At 58.9% G+C, this 17,391-nt stretch carries 14 protein-coding genes; 6 read left to right on the top strand and 8 right to left on the bottom strand.

Annotation, left to right across the window (positions count from 1 at the left end):
• Positions 1–91: 91 nt before the first annotated feature.
• Positions 92–2,047 carry an acyltransferase family protein gene (locus NV382_RS12805; protein WP_260597126.1) on the top strand — a complete coding sequence of 652 codons (1,956 nt, stop codon included), beginning with the start codon at positions 92–94 and terminating at the stop codon, positions 2,045–2,047.
• A 5-nt stretch (positions 2,048–2,052) separates the two neighbouring features.
• Here NV382_RS12805 and NV382_RS12810 read toward each other — a convergent pair whose 3' ends face one another.
• A complete protein-coding gene (locus tag NV382_RS12810; RefSeq protein WP_260597127.1) occupies positions 2,053–3,264 on the bottom strand; it encodes an O-antigen ligase family protein in 1,212 nt (403 codons plus the stop codon).
• A 571-nt stretch (positions 3,265–3,835) separates the two neighbouring features.
• On the opposite strand from NV382_RS12810, the gene NV382_RS12815 reads away from it, so the two are divergent.
• The gene (locus NV382_RS12815) at positions 3,836–4,828 is read left to right on the top strand and encodes a glycosyltransferase family 2 protein (protein WP_260597128.1); all 993 of its coding nucleotides are present in this window, start codon (positions 3,836–3,838) and stop codon (positions 4,826–4,828) included.
• Here NV382_RS12815 and NV382_RS12820 read toward each other — a convergent pair.
• On the bottom strand, positions 4,819–6,510 hold the full coding sequence (locus NV382_RS12820) for a glucosamine inositolphosphorylceramide transferase family protein (RefSeq protein WP_260597129.1): 1,692 nt from the start codon (positions 6,508–6,510) through the stop codon (positions 4,819–4,821). The genes NV382_RS12815 and NV382_RS12820 overlap by 10 nt on opposite strands.
• A gap of 69 nt (positions 6,511–6,579) precedes the next feature.
• Between NV382_RS12820 and NV382_RS12825 the strand changes: the two genes are divergently transcribed.
• A complete protein-coding gene (locus tag NV382_RS12825; protein WP_260597130.1) occupies positions 6,580–7,827 on the top strand; it encodes a glycosyltransferase family 4 protein in 1,248 nt (415 codons plus the stop codon).
• A complete protein-coding gene (locus NV382_RS12830) occupies positions 7,824–8,480 on the top strand; it encodes a glycosyltransferase family 25 protein (protein ID WP_260597131.1) in 657 nt (218 codons plus the stop codon). Before NV382_RS12825 ends, NV382_RS12830 begins: the two co-directional genes overlap by 4 nt.
• Positions 8,481–8,502: 22 nt before the next feature.
• Here NV382_RS12830 and NV382_RS12835 read toward each other — a convergent pair whose 3' ends face one another.
• The 4 genes from NV382_RS12835 to NV382_RS12850 are packed head-to-tail and all read right to left on the bottom strand — an operon-like array spanning position 8,503 to position 12,632.
• Positions 8,503–9,297, bottom strand: coding sequence for a CpsD/CapB family tyrosine-protein kinase (locus NV382_RS12835; RefSeq protein WP_260597132.1), 795 nt, complete (start codon positions 9,295–9,297; stop codon positions 8,503–8,505).
• 10 nt (positions 9,298–9,307) lie between these two features.
• Positions 9,308–10,744 carry a GumC family protein gene (locus tag NV382_RS12840; protein WP_260597133.1) on the bottom strand — a complete coding sequence of 479 codons (1,437 nt, stop codon included), beginning with the start codon at positions 10,742–10,744 and terminating at the stop codon, positions 9,308–9,310.
• Complete coding sequence (locus tag NV382_RS12845) at positions 10,744–11,982, bottom strand: porin family protein (protein WP_260597134.1); 1,239 nt, start codon at positions 11,980–11,982, stop codon at positions 10,744–10,746. The genes NV382_RS12840 and NV382_RS12845 overlap by 1 nt, the downstream gene beginning before the upstream one ends.
• Before the next feature lie 8 nt (positions 11,983–11,990).
• Positions 11,991–12,632, bottom strand: coding sequence for a polysaccharide biosynthesis/export family protein (locus tag NV382_RS12850; RefSeq protein ID WP_260597135.1), 642 nt, complete (start codon positions 12,630–12,632; stop codon positions 11,991–11,993).
• 147 nt (positions 12,633–12,779) lie between these two features.
• Between NV382_RS12850 and NV382_RS12855 the strand changes: the two genes are divergently transcribed.
• Positions 12,780–14,324 carry a tetratricopeptide repeat protein gene (locus NV382_RS12855; protein WP_260597136.1) on the top strand — a complete coding sequence of 515 codons (1,545 nt, stop codon included), beginning with the start codon at positions 12,780–12,782 and terminating at the stop codon, positions 14,322–14,324.
• Positions 14,324–15,082: a WecB/TagA/CpsF family glycosyltransferase gene (locus tag NV382_RS12860; RefSeq protein ID WP_260597137.1), complete on the top strand. Its 759-nt coding sequence runs from the start codon at positions 14,324–14,326 to the stop codon at positions 15,080–15,082. Before NV382_RS12855 ends, NV382_RS12860 begins: the two co-directional genes overlap by 1 nt.
• Positions 15,083–15,106: 24 nt before the next feature.
• Here NV382_RS12860 and NV382_RS12865 read toward each other — a convergent pair whose 3' ends face one another.
• Both NV382_RS12865 and NV382_RS12870 read right to left on the bottom strand, forming a co-directional pair.
• Positions 15,107–16,303: a glycosyltransferase family 2 protein gene (locus NV382_RS12865; RefSeq protein ID WP_260597138.1), complete on the bottom strand. Its 1,197-nt coding sequence runs from the start codon at positions 16,301–16,303 to the stop codon at positions 15,107–15,109.
• Entirely contained in the window at positions 16,300–17,385 is a 1,086-nt protein-coding gene (locus NV382_RS12870; RefSeq protein WP_260597139.1) for a glycosyltransferase family 4 protein, read from the bottom strand. The genes NV382_RS12865 and NV382_RS12870 overlap by 4 nt, the downstream gene beginning before the upstream one ends.
• Between the last annotated feature and the right edge of the window lie 6 nt (positions 17,386–17,391).

Consider the following 17,391-nt stretch of genomic DNA (forward strand, 5'->3'; position numbering starts at 1 on the left):
GCGAGCGTCGCCGTGCCCGGAGGCGCTGATCTCGATTGTCGCTAGCGAGTACCTGCGCCAGTGCTCCCCAGACCGAAACAGGGAAGAAATTGTGAGAAACACTGCGTCTTCCGGCTACCGCCCAGACATCGACGGATTAAGAACGCTTGCCGTGCTGCCGGTGGTACTTTTCCATGCAGGCATACCCTACGTCACTGGCGGTTTCATCGGTGTCGACGTGTTCTTTGTAATCTCTGGCTTTTTGATCACCGGCATAATAGCGCGCGAGATCAGTGAGCGGCGCTTCAGCATCTTGGAGTTTTATAGGCGCCGAGCCCGTCGTATTTTTCCTGCTTTGACGGCAGTTGTGCTGACAACCATTCTTATCGGATATCTGGTGCTAACGCCCAAGGAATACGTCGCTCTCGGCGGCAGTGCCGTAAGTATTGCAGTATTCTCCTCCAACTTCTACTTTTGGAAGTCAGTAAGTTATTTCGATCCCGGCATTCAGCCCCTTTTACATACCTGGTCACTTGCGGTAGAAGAACAGTACTATCTGTTCTTTCCAATCCTTTTCTTAGTGATGCACAAACGGAAGAACTGGATGGTGGCTGCCTTATGGACGGTATTAATCGGGTCGCTTGCGCTGTCTGCGGCGCTGGTGGCAATCAAACCCTCTGCCGCCTTCTATCTGCTCCCCAGCAGAGCTTGGGAGTTAATGCTTGGCGGGCTGCTTGCTATGGAGAGGTTCGGTGGACCTTCGTCCGATCGCGAGGGCAAGCTGGCTTCGCTAGCTGGGTATGGGCTTATCCTGGTACCCGTCTTCGCCTACACACCTTCAACCCCATTTCCCGGTCTTGCTGCACTTCCTCCTGTGCTCGGCGCTGCACTGCTCATCTGGGGGCGCGGATGGGGGCTGTCGAGTCGCTGGATGGTAAGGATCGGATTGCTATCCTACAGCCTCTACCTTTGGCATCTGCCCGTCATCGACTTCGCCAGGTATCTGACTGACGCCCCACTATCGCCGCTAGGTGGGCTGATGGCTTCGGTGGTGTCGCTTGCTTTGGCAGCCTTAACCTATCGCTATGTCGAGACGCCTTTCCGCGTGGGGCGCAACAAGCCTCGCTTGGCCGCGCAAGCGGCGCTCGGAATGCCTCTGTTGGCGGCCCTGGCGCTCGTCGTAGTGTTCACCGCTGGAGCCCCCTCCCGCCTCTTGCCTCTGCAATCGCGCCAGCTCGCAGTCCAGGGCGACGAGGCACGCCATCCATCCCGATGCATGACAATCGCCGCAGGGTTTGTGGATCCGGCCAAGCCTTGCCAGTTTGGCGAACGACCGTCTGTCTTGCTGTGGGGTGACAGTCACGCGATGGTAACTGCAACCTCGATGGAGGCTGCGGGAGTGCCGTTCCTGTTTGCAGCAGACGCGGACTGTCCGATCGGGCTCGGGCTATCGATCGACGCGAGTCACGCCGGCTCCCTTGCAGATCAAACCTCTTACCAGCGGTGCGGCGAGTACAATGCCAATATGTTTAAACGTGCTCTCCAGCCAGACGTGAAGACGGTCGTGCTGTCGTCGCGGTGGACGAACTGGCGCATTGGGGAGCCGGCAAACCCAAGCGAGTCCTCGGTTGATCTGCGTCTGGTGGATGCGACCGGCACGGCCAGTTCGACAGCGGGCAACCGGTCGAAGTTTGAAAAAGCCTTTACCGCCCTATTAGATCGCCTTATCGCCGCAGGGAAGAACGTCGTGATTGTTGGGCCCATGCCCGAGCCATCCTACAATGTGCCTCATCGGCTGTTTGTGGGTAGCTTCGGTCTCGCCCCGGCTCCCAAGCCTGCTGAGTATTTCGGACGCCATAGCGTCGCGCTTACCTTCCTGCGAAGCGTGGAAAAACGTAAGGGAGTATCTATGATCTGGCCCGCAATGCAGCTGTGCCGCTCAGGGATATGCCCTACAACAGCGAACGGCATGCCGCTCTACTTTGACCACAATCACCTGACCGTGGACGCGTCGAGGTCGCTCGCGCCACTCTATGTAGGGCTAAGACCGCCTAAGAATGTCCGCTAGATGCTTTATCCCTGCGATTTATCATGCGAGTTTGCAACGCTGAGCACGTGCGCTGACCGACGGAGAACATGTTTATTTGATTTCTGGCGAGCTGAAATCCCTGCAGTGATACCCAACGTAATGGCAAAGAGATATTGGATTACCCAATCCAGGAACACCCATTCGTAGAGGCAATGTAGCGCCACAACGATGAGAGTAACTGCGGCCCCTAGAGAAATCTCTCCGTCTGGTGTACGTGGACGCGCCCAAGCAGAGCGCATTGCAATTAGTATTCCTGAGAATAACAAAGTCAGATACGCAACAAGGCCGAAATATCCAGTCTCGGCGCCCATGAGAAGGTATGTATTGTGAACGTTAGTTCCACGCGATGCGGAGGTCCATAGCACACCAGCACGTTGAGAATACCCGCGGGTATTTGCAATCACTACATACTGGTTCGCGCCTACGCCCATCGGATGATCTGACCACATGGCACGCGCCGCGCGTTCGAATGCGGCACGTTCATCATAACCATTCGACTTAGGTTCGTTAGCAAAACGATGCTGCAGTGTCAGATAAGCGATTGGCGCGCCGACGACAAACAGTGCTACCCCAATTCCTACAACTCTCATCTTTAATGCAGTTCTGTATCTTAGTAAAGACAAAATGACTAAAAGGATTATGCCTAGTGCGGCTAAGCCAGTTGTGGCTCGTGATCCCGTTAATACGACAGCTATGACACCACCCAGAACACCAATTTTGGGTAGCCACCTCCTGTCGCCGGAGAGCATAACTGCCATGGACGACAATAAAGCAAAGTGCGTCGCCAAGCCTAACAGATTTTGATGCCCAAGTGTGCCACTGGCCTGCGTCACACCATGCAGTCTCTCCATCACAGAAAATAAAGCTTGAAAAGCAATACCAGCGGAGAGGCCACCAATAACATAGCGCGCACCATTAGGCTGGGCAGAAACTCTGGCAACGGCGACAAAGACTATGATGGCGCGACCGAGTTGCCATGGAAAGAAGATCGATCCCATCCACGGGTCGGCAAAGAGGACAGATACTAAAGTAGCAAATAGATAAAAAAGGTAAGACCACAAAATAACACTCTTGTGTGGTGTAGGTCTTAGGGTAATTAAGACCGCAACAGCCACTGCATCTAATAAAGATACCAGCGCACCCTTGACATAGCCAGGCCAATAGGCCCAAGATATAAGAGATACATCGAGGTGCATATAGCTAATTATGAAGGGGGAAAGCCCTATAAAAAACCATGAAAACCGTCGAGATAGCGGGTTTCCCTTTAGAAGTGCGCAGAATATAGGGATGGATATGGCTACTATAAATAGCCCAATTACTCGCAACACAGCTTATACTCCGCGCTTTGTCATAGAATCGCCTGGATTTTTGCTTGAGGGCCGATCTTATAAATTTGTGGCGCTTAAACCCCATAGCGTTGAACACGAGGAACCGCTTCCGCGAAAGCTCGCTATGCAGCGGATTCTCCTTTGCAAATGGGCAAAATCGATCAGCTAATTTTGCGGGTGATCGGACATCTCGCATCGCCCAAAAAACTTCCGAAGGCTTGCACCGCCTGCCGCCTGCCCCCGAGCGCTTGTTGATACCCATACGCAGGCATTGTAACGTAGAACTTAGTTTTAAAAATCCTCTACCCCTCGCGTACGCTGTTGGCAGCCTCTCGCGAGGCAGTCCAGTTAAAGGTTCCCGCATCTGCAGCGACATAATCACGTTTCTGGTTAGGAGGGGTCGCATGACGTTAGACAGGATATTAGGACCCTAATGATTATGGCACGTAGATTGGGTATTGCGACCGTTGGTGTCGTGATAATCGGCCGTAACGAAGGTGAGCGGCTGGTCGCCTGTCTACGCTCGGTTGCGTCGCTGGGCCTGCCAATGGTCTATGTCGATAGCGGCTCGACCGATAATAGCCGTGAAGTGGCGGGTGCGGCATTTGCCGAGGTGGTGGAACTCGATCTATCACGCCCCTTTACGGCTGCGCGTGCGCGAAATGAGGGAGCAGCGGCGCTGATCCGCTGTGCACCAGCGCTACGTTACATCCAGTTCGTCGATGGCGATTGCGAGATCGTTGATGGCTGGATCGCTAAGGCGCAAATGGTGCTGGATACCCGGCCCGAAGTCGTTGCTGTCTGCGGACAGCGATCGGAGCGTTACCCCGAGCGGTCCTTCTACAATCGTCTTTGCAATAAAGAATGGAACACGCCCGTAGGCGAGGCACTTGCCTGCGGCGGGGATGCGATGATGCGGATGGGAGCTTTCATGGCGGTCGGCGGCTTCGATGATTCCATGATCGCCCATGAAGAGCCCGAGCTTTGTGCTCGTTTACGCAATCGGGAGGGCATTATCCTGCGGATTGATGAGCCAATGACTCTGCACGATGCAAATATCATGCAGTTTTCGCAATGGTGGCGAAGAAACGTTCGGGCGGGTTTCGGCTATGCTCAGGCGGCAGTTCGCGCCCCGGGCTATCCCAAGTCTGAGATCGCCTTGCTGCGGCGCGCATTGACTTGGTCGTTGCTACCGATTCCCATAGTGATCGCGTTGCTGCTAGGATGGACCTTGATCGCAATTGCGCTGTTTCTGCTTTATCCGCTGCAGTTTGCTCGGCTTTCCTTGCGTGAGCGTAGTATGGGCTATCCGCTCGCGTTCAAGAATGCCGCGTTGAGCCTGATTGGTAAATTTGCCGAAACATTGGGCGCTATGAAGTGTGGGGTAGACACGCTTCTTGGCCGTAAACGCGGAGCAATCCTTTATCGTTGATTCTTGCGGGTCATACCTAACTTCGTCTTCAACGCGCGGGCGAATTCGGCAGGCTGAAATTTTAGACGCGCGCCGTCGATGACGGTCCATCCCCCCGTCCAACTGAGGGTGTGAAGGCCATGACGATACCGTCCGCGACGAGGCGCGATTACCTTCCACACATTTTCAAGAAAATCATTTGGCGTCAGTACAACAATCTGATTGAGGCAAATGGCGCCGCCATAACGGAGTGAGCAATCCTGCGCCGGCCTGATCAGGCTGCCGTCCAAGATAAATGGCCTCCCCGCCGGTCGCGCGCTGCGTATATCGGTTTTGACCGGGTTTAGGGCATGCGGCACCCAAGGTCCTATCAATTGATGAGCATGAAAGATGTTTAACACGGTATTACTGTCGCTGGGGTCGCTTGCGAACATCCAATAGCGATCATCGTGCCATATAACCGTGGGATCGATGAGGCCATCAGGGAAGATCACCCGGCCTCCTGACGCGAAGGCAACGTGCCCGTCATCCGTGATCGGGAACAAGTACGCTTCGCCAGCCTCGCTCGTTTCAGGCAGGCACCAGAACCGTTCGCCGTCATCGAAGATATAGGGATAGGAACAATGATAAGGCGGTTGCCATAGAGGTCGTAAGGGCGTGAAACCCTGCGCGGCGGAATAATCCAGCGCAACGATATCACCACGGCCGCTCCGCCAGGGTAGGCGCTCGGCATAGATCCTGATACCGTCGCCCGCGGCAATGGGGAAGGGATCGGCTAAAAATGCTCCCTGTTCGCCTACATGCCAATGAATTTCGCTATTATTTTGCTGCTGTTCGTCGGTTAGTATGTGTACTGCTTCTGCGATCGGTTGCTTGATGACGCCGACTGTCCAATCCTGATGTTGGAACAGACTGCGAATATGGATAGCTGCGGTTGCTTTTGCAGTTTTCCAAGCGAACCAGAGAAACTGCATATTGTCAGGTTTACGCAGGATCGGGCCGAGGTCCTTCTGCGGCTCTTCTCGAAGCGTCCCGGCCAAAATTGCCGCGCTGGTCCGTGCGATCCAACTGGCCGCGCCAAAATATAATTGATCACGCTGGCGGGGATAAGAGTGCGCAATCGTACCGAACCAGCCGCGCTGCAGAATGGCGCCTGCATCAAGCTCTGCACTCAGGCGCTGCAGAATCACACCAGTGACGGGAAGCTCTAAAGCGATTTCCCAAAAGCCGGGCGGTTGGCCGCGGATGGCCGAAGGGTCGCCATGGTGGAACGACCATACGCCGTGCGGTGCTACCGTCAGGATGCCTCCCTTCAGGATACCGAAGCCGAACCGCACAATGACGTCAGGGCGGGCGGCTCGGATGGCTTCCATCTCATCAGGTGTAAAGCTTTCCGTTCGCGACGACCCAAGAAGCTGATTGGCTGTCAGACGTGGTACCAAATCAAGTGCGACCGGTAGCGGTGTTGGCAATATAGCTAACGACCGGCGCGCGACGACCCGCTCAAACATTTGCCATAATCCCCGTCCCCTCGGCCTGAGCTGTCGCCAACGCGAGGGCCGAAGTGGCGAACGTTGAGGCGCGCCGTTGCGAACGATCATCACAATTTCTGCGGTCTTGGACTTCAGCAGCAGCTCGACCGCATGCGCTTGCCAAGCCGGCACAACATCGTCATCAACCAAGAGAACGAATTTGAGAACCAATAGTCCGCCCACCCATCTATACTGTAAAGGTCGGCTTAGCCTACGGCAGCCGAAATGGTAGACTTTTAAATGTCTCGATCGGACGAAGCATGCCCAGACGCGGCCATCATCGGCTATCTCACCAGTCAATTTCCCGCACCGTCCCACACCTTCATTCGTCGTGAAATCGCAGCGCTGCGGGCGATGGGACTCGACATCTTTACCTACAGCATCCAGCGCCCTCCAGCGGGGCTGGATGCTGCTCTGGACCGTGCAGCGGCGGCGGACACGTTCACCGTGCTCTCGCGTTCCGCGTTCGATTTTGCCAAGGCGCATTTGACGGCTGTGGCGACGCGACCGGGGCGCTACCTGCGTACCCTTACGCTGGCCTGCCGTCATCGCGTACCGGGGATACGTGCTGCAGTGTGGTCAATGTTTCATTTCGCTGAAGCTATCCTGCTAGCGCGACGGCTCGAAGCGGACGGCGTCACGCATCTTCACAATCATTTCGCCAATTCGGCCGCGACTGTCGGGCTGCTCGCCAGCCGCTTCTCCGGCATCAACTGGAGTCTGACGCTCCATGGCATCTCCGAATTCGACTATCCTGCCGGCCTGTTGCTGCGCGACAAGATTGCGGCGGCCGACTTCGTCGCCTGCGTGTCGCGTTTCGGCATGGCGCAGGCGATGCGGCTGATACCGCCTGGCCAGTGGCCCAAGCTTAGCATCGTGCGCTGCGGCATCGACCTCGCCGACCTCCCGACAATTCCCTATCAGAGCATCGAGGGCGGGCGGCCGCTGCAGGTGATCGCTGTCGGCCGCCTATCACCAGAAAAAGGGCAGGCGGGTCTGCTCGATGCAATTGCGATGCTACGCGACCGCAGCATTGACGTGGCCCTGACCATAGTCGGCGATGGCCCAGAAGAGGCATCGCTGCATGCGCAAGTCGATCGTCTCAGGATTGGCGCGCTGGTTCGCTTTGTCGGACGGCAAGACGAGCGCACGACGCTGCGCTCGATCGCGGCCGCGGATGTGCTGGTGCTTTCGAGCTTCATGGAGGGCTTGCCCGTTGTGCTGATGGAGGCGATGGCACTCGGCATTCCTGTCATTGCGACGCGGGTCGCGGGCATTCCCGAGTTGGTGCGGGACGAGGTTAGCGGCTTGCTCTTCGACCCAGCAGACTGGGTCGCGTTGGCTGATGCGATCGCTAGGCTGGCTGCCGACCCACCGTTGCGCGAAAGGCTCGTGGCAGCCGGCCGTCTGCGTATCGAGCAAGATTTCGCGATAGAGCGTGCGGTCAGCCCGCTACCTGCGCTTTTTGCCAAGGATGCACCGCAATGATCCTCGATAGGTTTGATCGCATCCGAGTCGTCAATCTTGCCCACCGCCGCGACCGGCGCGCTCAGATGGAAGGCGAACTGCGCCGCATCGGACTAGCAGGCGACCCGCGAGTGTCCTTCTTCCCGGCGTTCCGGCCTGACGATCGCGGCGACTTTACATCGGTCGGCGCACGTGGGGTTTATGCCAGCCAGAAGGCGATACTTGACGAAGCCGCCGAGGCGGGTGAGTCAGTGCTGATCCTAGAAGACGATTGCGACTTCGAGCCGCATGTCACGCACTACGAGGCGCCGGACGCTTGGGACATCTTCTATGGCGGCTACGAGCCGTCCAATTGGGCAGATCTCCAAGGCAGCGACATCATCGGCGCACACATGATGGGGTTTAGTGCCACAGGCGCGCGGCTGATGAGCGATTATCTGCGCGACCTAAGCTACACTGGCATCCATCCACCAATCGATGGCGTCTATGTGTGGTTCCGCCGTGCACACCCCGGTGTTGTGACGCATTTCGCAGCGCCGCCCCTCGGTCATCAGCGATCGTCCCGCACTGATATTGCTAGTCTCGCCTTCTTTGATCGCTGGCGGGGCTTGAGAAGTATGGCCAGCGCGGCGCGGCGCATAAAACGCGGAATCAAACGCTGGCCTCGGCCTTAACGCAGAAGGAGCGTAGGTTGGATCAAGCGTAGTATTTACCGTACGGGTTGCCATAGCCATAGCCATAAGGATCTGACCACCCGCCATCATAGCGGTTGAGAACGGTGCCAAGACAAGGAGTAGGGCTGAGCATTGTGCGCGTACCAAGGATTTGATTGCGCGTCGTTACGCCCTGCTCGACAACCATCAAGAAGGCATCGAGATGCTCACAAATCACTGCCGTATCGTCGTTGGCGAAAGCCGGCGGGAGATCGCACAGCACAATGGCATTGTCAGGAAGCGTTCGCATCGCTGCAGCAAGTCCCTTGAAGCTGTCACTGGCGAACAACTCTGCGGAGCGGTCCATGCTCGCAAAACACGGGAAAAAGGCGAAGCCAGTTTCACCGACCCGATGACCAATAGCGTGCAGGTCGGGCACTTTCCCTTCCAAGAAGAGGCCGAGACCACGCCCTGACTGCAGCCCCAGCTCGCGTGCGATTGATCCCCGACGGAGATCGAAGTCAAATAGATAGACTTCACGATCGGGCATTCGAGACAACGCAGCGGCCAGATTGATAGAAATAAACGACTTGCCAGCATTGGGCGCGGCCGAGGTGATGCCGAGCACTTTCAGACCGTCCTGGTTCAGACGTTTAGCAACCTGAGAACGCAGAAGATTGAACGCGCGCGACCGGATATCGCGGGAATCAAATCCGATAATCTTGCGCTTGGCGAGATGATCGGGATCAAGCGTGAGGATGGGAAGCTCCGCGGCCTTGGGAATATAGATGGCGGGAATGTCAGCGCCAGCCTTGATAGGCGAGGTAATGTTCGTCACGTGTTCCATCCTAAACCTGGGCCTTGCGACGTCTGAACCAACTCCGCTTAGAAGAGCGCACTGTCGCGGACACCGTAGGAATAACCCCTAAGGGGTCTTCGCCGAACAGTTGCGTGAGCGTCGCTGGATCTCGGATAGGACGCAGTATCAGCTCAACCAGGAACAGCAGCATTAATCCGAGTGCAAGCCCGGCCACCGGTCCGCCGGCAATCAGCATCCAACGTTTGGGGAAAGTGGGCTCGTCGGGCACCACCGGCGGATCGACGATCGACAAGCGCTCGCCGAGTTGCTCGTTCTCTGCCTTCACGCCTGCTCGCGCTTGAAAGAGACGATCGGAGACGCCCTTGTATTGCTCATTTAAGCCGTCGAGCTTCTGCTGAAGCTGCGCGATCTGTTGAAGGACAAGGGGCGCGCGTGATTGCGCGCCGACAGTTGCGTTAACACGCGCCGACTCACCGGCCTGCGCCGAACGCAACGCAGCGATCTGGCGATTGTTGAACGACACCTGCTCGTCGATTGCACCGACCGGTGCATTGGCCACATTCTTGCGCGCGAGTGCTTTCGCCTCGTTGAGACGCTGGCGAGCGAGACGAACGTCGGGATGATCATCGGAATAGACCGCTTGCGCTGCAGCCAGCTGTGCCTCGGCCTGGGCAACGATGGGATCGCGGGTGTCGGCGGTTCGCGTTAGGTTACGCTGAGCGAGTAACTGCGAATTTTCGCGCTGCAGGGCGGCGATCTGGACATCGTAGCTGCCGCCCCCGCCACCCAGCATCGTCACACCGGCGCTAGATAGGATCGATCCGTTGGCGCTCTTGATTCCAGAAATCTGGCGTTCCTGTTCCCCGATCTGCTGTTGCAGACTGCGTGCCTGATCGGCGAGGAACTGCACTGAGGCGCCAGCCTGCTGCGTCGTCTGCGTCGCCGCGAGCTGCAGGACCTGTTCGCTGAGATCCTGCGCCACTGCCTGTGCCTTGTTGGGATCAGCATAGGAGTAAGATAGCGTGAAGGCGATCGTGTTGCTGTTGTTGCCCTGCTGTTGCAGCTCCGCGCTGAGCGGTGAGATCGTCACCGCTTTGCGCATCGTATCGACGATATCCGACAGGGCGTCTGCCCGCTGCTTAGGATAGAGCTGATATCGATTCACCAACTCGATGAGCTCGGGCCGGCTGAGCACCTGCTCGCGGATCCGCGCAATTCGGCGATCAATCACGTCATCGGGATTACCCGCGGCGATTGCCTGCGGCAGCGTCGAGGACTGTACCAGTAGCGTTGCGGACGAGGTGTAGCGTACCGGCATAAGGAAAGCTGCCGCAACTCCTACGATCGCCATGGAGAGGATCGGGACGATCAGATACCAGCGCCGCTGCCAGATAATTGCTGGCAGATGGGCGAATAGCGACCCGCCGCCGCCCTGCTCGGCTTCGAATTGGTCGTTCTGCTTCATTATAGCCCAATAAACCTATAAGTTACGCCTGCGGAGGCCGTGAGATTCGCGTCGCGTTTGATGCTGTCGCCAAAGGCCTTGGCATAACCGGCCGACACGAAGCCTGAGAACCCCGGCCGGAAGCGACGCGAGTAACTCGCGTTGACGTTTAGGAAGTCCAACGAGTCGTCCCGCGTTGTGCCGATAATGTTACGCTGCAAGGGGCTGCTAGCGCGTGAATAGCCACCGGTGAAGGACAAATCGTCCGTCGGGCTCATTCGATAACCTATCAACGTAGACGCGCTCGTCGATGTCCGTACACCCTGGAAGGCCGAAGGCACCGTCTGCCGCGAAAGACTGAAGCATGCGGTCAACAAGCTGTCGCGGCGGCAAAGATCGGCCGATCCGTTCAGGCTGGTGGTGGTACGGCTTTGGCCCAGTCCTTCGGTTAAATCGACGATTGCCGCTCCCAGTGATCCCTTCAATGTCCATCGCTCGCTGATGCCACGTGAGACGGTCAGTGAGGGCTGGTAGACCGTCGCATCACCGACCGGCGTCCGGCGATAATCAGACAATCCGACGGCAAAGCTCGCGCCAATGTTGAAATTCTCGCTTAACAAGCGCGAGTAGGAGAGGGACGGCGTGACATAGTTGAAGTCATTAAACCCGATTCCCTCGAACCGGTTGGCAGACAAGGATACCCCGAACTCTACCTGATCGCGCGGCGAGAGCATCGAGACGAGATTACCCGATGCCTGATAGGATTGACGACGTCTGCCAATTCCGCCGAGTGCGGGATCGTTGACGAATTCGGGCAAGTCGGAGCCGACGGGAACCACGATGCCGACGGGCACGCGAACATTGTTGAGGGTGCCGACGATCGTATTAAAGTAGCCCAGGGAGGCATTGATCGACGTATATTCGCTCAGCTTGTGCGTCCCAGACCCCTGGATCGTTGCACTCGCGTTAGTGCCATAGTCGTGGTTGTAGAAGGAAGCCTGCAGGTCCGCCTCCACCCGCAATGTGGTAAGCGGACGCTCGCTCACCCAAGATGGATGAAGGTCCAGTGTAGGGCTGATGGCCGTAGGCGTCGAGCCCACATCGAGGAATGGATTTGTCGCGACGCCTACGCTGGCGGAGGCATCGACGGTCAACCGATTCTGCGCGGCAGCCGGTGCCATCATGGCAAGAAGGTCAAAAGCGGTAAGCACACCTAGGGTTACGAGCAGACGGCGGGTACCAGCCAGAGGCGAGGCCATGAGGCAAGTCATGGAACGATGATCGTGTCGCCGCTCTCGATGCGCGGGATCAGCTTATCTCCGCTTGCATCGTTCGGCACGCCGTTGCGCATCACGCTGGACAAGCGCGCGCGGACGCTGGTGACGGCATTGCCATTCTTGCGCACGATCGAGATATTATCGAGGTTGGCAAACTCCGCCGGGCCTCCAGCGAGGCTGAGCGCCTCTAGCAGGTTTACGTAGCGGCCTGGGGTAAACGAACCGGGAGATTTGACTTTGCCGACAATGGAGAATTGAAGTCCGGCGGGGTTGCGAACTGATACCGTCACTTGGGGCACGGTGCCGCGATACTGACCGGTCAGGCGGTTAGAGATGGCGTCCTGCACCTGTTCGGGCAGCAATCCTTGGACAGAGATCTGGCCGACAAGCGGCATCGCGATTGTGCCATCGGGCAGCACGCGGATCTGGCGCTGCAGCCGCTCCTCGCCCCAGACATAGACTTCGATCTCGTCACCGGGATTGATCCGATAAGGGGTGACGCCAGACGCACGAACCACCGGGGGCTGTGCAGTGGGCATGACGTCCTGCGACCCCTGTGCCATTAAAGGTGCCGCGGCCGTGCCTGCCAGCATGGCGGTCGCGAGTGCGCGACGCCACGAGAATACGGTCATTACTGCTACCCCTTTACCCTGCAAGCGGCCATCTTACGGGTTTTCCTTGTAACTGGCGAGACGAAAAGTAGGTTGCCATAGCTAAAGACCGTTGCGAATTCGCCATGTCCAGTTACGAGACAGAAGGTAATGATCCGTCGACGCCCTTTGATCGCGCATGTCTGCCTGACTTTGCTCGTTACATTGCCCATTGCTTGCACCAGCGGCGATAGACAAGCCGCCGACATGGCCGCTCAAGCCCAGCAGCTTTTCGACGGCGGCCAGCCCGTGGAGGCGTTCGTCCTTATCGGACGATCAATCCGCGAACGAGACGATCAGCCGGCTTCCTATCTGCTACAAGCGAAGATCGCGCTTGCGCTGGGCAAGCCTGAGGATGCCTATCGGGCTTATGCTAATGCGCAATCGCTCGAAGCGGCGAACCTGGAAGCGCTGCTCGGCGTTGCGCAGACAGGCATCGGACTTGGTCACCTTAGCGAGGCTGATGCTGCGTCCGACAAGGTCCTTGTCCTTGATCCCAATCAGAGCCAAGCGCTGCTGGTCAAAGGCATCGCTAGGATGGTGCGCAACGACCTTGATGGCGCGATTGGCTTTAGTGACCAGATACTCACGATCGAGCCTGGGGAGGTCGCCGCGACGATCTTGAAAGCACGCGCGCTCGCGCTGCGAGGAGACCGCAATGCAGCCCTGGAGCTGATCCGCGGCGGCATCGCGAAGGCGGGTGAGACGCGCGAATTAGCGATGTCGCTGGCCGAGCTGCAACGCCTCGGCGGCGATGCGAATGCCTTTCTCGCTTCGTTGCGTCGGATCCGCCAGCTTGCGCCCGAGAACCGTGATTATCGGTTCGACCTGGTAGATACGCTCTACCGCCTGGGGCATACCGATGAAGCTCGCAGCGAAGCCGCCTCGCTGGTCGCAGAGCCGACGCTCACCGCGGAGGAGGCCAGCCGCTTCGCGCGCCTGTTCTATGCTTATGATAACGATGCGCTGACGGCCGAGCAGATCGCCGGGGCGGCGACCAAGGCATCGGTAGAAACCCGCCTAGTGCTCGCGCGCTTCTATATTGCAACCGGGCGCGCGGGTACCGCGATCTCCCTGCTGCGCCCGCTCGCGACCGGCTGGTCGACTGATATTGAGGCGTTGTACGCAAGGGCTATCGGATCAGCGGGCAATAGCGCTGCGGCTAGCACCGCAGCAAACAACATCCTTAAGCGCGACACTGACAATGGCGATGCGTTGCTGATCCGGGCGGCCGACGCGATGACGCGACATGAGCCGGCTGTCGCGATTATCGATTACCAGCGCGTCATTCGGGACTATCCCAAGTGGGAGGAAGGCTATCTAGGTCTTGCGCGGGCTTATGCCAGCAAAGGCCGGACGGACGGTGTCCGCCGCGCCTTCGAAGACGGGCGCAAGGCCTTGCCGCAAAGCCTGCCGCTTGCGCGCGATTATATTGCTGTGCTGTTGCAGATGGCGGACAGGGAGCATGCGGTAGATGTCGCGCGCCGCTTTGCGCTCGACTCACCGTCGTTGGTCAGGGCATGGTCAATTTACGCCACAGCCTGTACCAGGACGGGCGGCGAGGAGTGCCGCGCCGAGGCCGCAGAGGGTGCCAAGCAAGCCCGATCGCGCTACGGCCTTGATCCTGTACCCGGCACACCGCCTCCTATCGCGCTGATTGGCCGACTGAATTGATGACATCCTCATCCGCCTCGATGCGAACCGTATTTCTCGGTCTGCCGATGGCATCACTGTCGATGGAGCAGGCTATCGACGCGGTACTGCGCGGCTGCGAAGCGACAACCTTCTCCTATGTCGTCACGCCCAATGTTGACCATGTCGTCCGCCTCGATAAATCACGTGACAATGTCGACGGCCGCGCGTTTGCCGACGCTTACGCCGCGGCGGGGCTGGTGCTATGCGACAGCCGTATCCTTCAGCGGTTGGCAAAACTGTCGGGCCTGTCGCTGCCGGTGGTTCCGGGCAGCGACCTTACGCGAGTCCTTCTAGAGGATCCTCGCATGGCCGGACGTACGGTCGCTATCATCGGGGGCTCAGAAACTTTGGTCGCCTCGCTCCAGCGCTGCGCTCCCGGTATTCGCTTAATGCAGCTGCGCCCCCCGATGAACGTGCTGCGCAATGAGGTGGCTGTGGCGGAGATCGAGCAGTTCGTTGCCGAGCAGCGTGCCGACGTTGTGCTGTTCGCAATAGGCGCGCCCCAAAGCGAGATTGCAGCGCATCGTTGCTTGTACGAGGGCCGGTCGCGCGGCATCGGCCTGTGCATTGGCGCCTCGCTGGAGTTTATAATCGGCGAGAAAAGCCGCGCGCCTCGTTGGGTGCAGCACATTGGGATGGAATGGGCCTTCCGGCTGGGTAGTGAGCCGCGCCGGCTCTGGCGCCGCTATCTCGTCGATGGCCCACGCATCTTCGCTATTTGGGCACGGCAGCGCTGAAAAGGTGATTTAGCAAGCTAATGCTCAAGATATTTCTTCGTCGCCAGCGCGACGTGTTCGTACCCAGCCGGCGTTGTCACCCCGGCGTAGCATCATGCGATAAAGCGGCAGCTTGCTAGCGATGTAGAGCGGTGCGCGGAGCAGTGCCAAACCGCTGATCTGCTCGCGGCCCGCAACCAACCATGCAGCGATCGTCGCAATGCCTGCAACGATCGATGCTGCGGCCAGCGCGCTGGCCACCAACAGCGAAGCGCCGACGAGCGCCAGCAGTAGAAGGAGGGCAAGCACCGCTCCGGAGCCCGCAAAAAGTAGGGCGAGCGGCGGCACCAACAAATGTACGCCGAGCCACAAACGGCCGCGCGAGGTGCCGACTATGCCTTGCACCACCAGTGGCAACGCCTTTCGCCGCGCGATCGTGAGAAAGCCCCGCTCCCAACGATGCCGCTGTGTCATCAATGCGCCGCCCGATGCTGCATCACTCCAGACGCGCACCGACTCCATGAACCGTGGATGCTTGCCATGCTGCGTTAGCCAGACGCCAAGGGACATATCTTCCGCAAGATCGGCACTCGCCAGCGGAGCGTCGGCAAGCAACTTCCACGGCAAGGCCATGCCGGTGCCGGTCATCGCTGCGACCCCGCCCATCCGGATCATACCACGCTGGCGCACAAGGTTTTTGACGAGAAAGGCAAAGCTTGAAATTTGCGCTATTGGTGTTGCGGCAAGGTCTGCGTGTTGCAGGTAACAGGCCTGGAGCGCTCGCCCGGACGTGGCGGCGGCGCGCGCGAGCGCAGCCACGCCGGCGCCTTCGACCGTGCAATCGGCATCGAGTACCACGATGCAATCGGGCGGCGAGGCGGCGGCCACGTGATCGCGGCCGAAAGCGAGCGCATAGCCTTTGCCGCGACGCGCTGGATCGTTGCGTTCGATCACCCGCGCGCCGGCGTTACGCGCCTGCGCTGCGGTGTCGTCTGTACAATTGTCGGCAACCACCAGTAACTCAATGGTAGGGTCGGTCGTCGCTCGCAGCGCCACGATGGCTGCGGCGATCCCTGCTGCTTCGTTATGCGCTGGGATTAGCACGACGGTACGCGGCAATTCACCCAAATCCGCCGGCTGTGAAAGCGGTCGCAGGCCAGCAACGACTTCAATGGTATAGATCGCCAGCATTAGCAGCGGCGGTGCCGCGACGAGCCATGCGACGACGGTGATGATGCTCATCGCAGCAGTCCTGAGATGAAGCTGCGATAGGCGGCACCCACCTGATCCCAACCGAAGCGCTCAGCCCGTGCGGAGCCATCGGCCCGACCGGTCGTTGCGGCTAGCGTGGTGGCGATTGCCTGGGCTACCGCAGGGATCGACTGGGTATCGACCAACGGCTCGTTATCGCCAACGATCCAGCGGAGGCGCGGCGTATCATGGCCGATAATTGGCAATCCGCATGCCATCGCCTCAACGAAGACGTTGCCGAACGATTCTAGCAACGACAGGTGGAGGAAGGCGTCCGCGGAACGATAGAGTGCTGGCATGTCCGACGGCGAGACCGTGAGGCGGGTAAAGCGACCCGGCAGCAGCGTTGCAGCGAGCGCATCCACCTCGCCCCGCAGCGCGCCATCGCCCGCGACCACCAGGTGCGCCCCGGGTACCGCCGCGATCGCGCGAATACCGTCGCTGACGCGCTTGCTCGTGATCAGTGCGCTAACCATCAATACGATCGGGCGGCCTTCTGGCAGGCCAAGGCGCACGCGCTCTCCCGATCCCGGCGAGAAGCGCCTCAGGTCGATTCCGTTCGGGATCAATGCCGATGGCCAGTGGTCCTTGTTGCGCTCGTAAAAGTCGGGGTTAGTGCAGACAAGCCCCTCGCACCCGAACCAGCGATATTCCGACGTACGCGTTATCGCGGGCCAGTCGCCGTTCTGCGTGACGAAAACATGCGCTGGTCGTTTGCCGCCGATCCGTGGCCGCCGCAGCGCCAAGTTGGTAAACGGAAAGGAACAGGTAACCGTCGCGTCATATGCATCGGGGTGGTACCTCCGTAACAACCCCGGCAGGAAGCTCGCCTCCTCATAGACGGTGTCACCGCGCAGCAGCGGCATGGACGGCATCCGTTCAAACCATTTTCGATCGATCGCGGGAACGTGGCGGAAGGCGTAAGGGGTATCGGGCCTCGGCCCGCCCGACCCCATCACTGTCACCGCATCGCCGGCGCGGGCGCAATGATCGGCCACGGCGAGGAGCGCCACCTCCGCACCTCGGTCAAAGCGGTGAAAGCCCGGCAGGGCGAAGAGGAGGCGCATCGCCATGCTGTC

The organism is Sphingomonas endolithica, assembly GCF_025231525.1.
Taxonomy (GTDB): Bacteria; Pseudomonadota; Alphaproteobacteria; order Sphingomonadales; family Sphingomonadaceae; genus Sphingomonas; species Sphingomonas endolithica.